This window comes from Nocardioides guangzhouensis, from assembly GCF_004519545.1.
GTDB classification, from domain to species: domain Bacteria; phylum Actinomycetota; class Actinomycetes; order Propionibacteriales; family Nocardioidaceae; genus Nocardioides; species Nocardioides guangzhouensis.
The window spans coordinates 1-560 of record NZ_SDKM01000133.1 but is presented as its reverse complement, the minus strand read 5'-3'; the positions used below and the strand labels follow the sequence as shown (position 1 = coordinate 560).

Genomic DNA, 560 nt, shown 5'->3' with positions numbered 1-560 from the left:
GCCATCCGGGTCAGGGTGGCGAGGTCCTCCTTGGTGCAGCCGCGGTCGCAGTGGTTCATCACGACGACCCGTTCGCCGTTCACGTCGAGGATCCACCAGCGGCCGACGTAGCCCTGTGCCCAGGACCACCGTTCGCCGCCCTCGGTGCGGAAGAGCTCGATGTCGTCGGTGGTGTCGCCGACGTCCTGGCACTGCGTGGTGTCGACGTCGGGAGGGACCCGGACCTCGAGGTAGACGCCGCGGGCTCCGTGGAGGGTCACCCGGGTCCGGTCGTGGACCTCGAGCAGCGGCTGGGCGGCGAGCTCGCGGGCCAGGTCCTGCGGGGTGGGCCCGGCGGTGAACTCGCTCTTGTCGGTGCAGGGGTGCCGCGGGAGCAGGGTGCCGTCGGCGGGTGCGGAGGTGACCGCGAAGACACCGGGGGCGTCGGGGTGGTGCACGTAGAGGCCGCCGTCGACGTACCGCGTCCCGGGCAGGTCGACCTCGTAGGCGAGGCTGGGGCTCAGCCGCAGGGAGTAGCGGCCGGCGGGCACCTTCACCTCACCGGTCCCCGACAACGCCCG

The 560-nt window shown here is 72.9% G+C and carries 1 protein-coding gene; it reads right to left on the bottom strand.

The window, feature by feature from the left end:
• Nucleotides 1–536, bottom strand: a 536-nt coding sequence (locus EKO23_RS24805) for a hypothetical protein (RefSeq protein ID WP_134721267.1), incomplete at its 3' end; no start/stop codon positions are given.
• Nucleotides 537–560 lie beyond the last annotated feature (24 nt).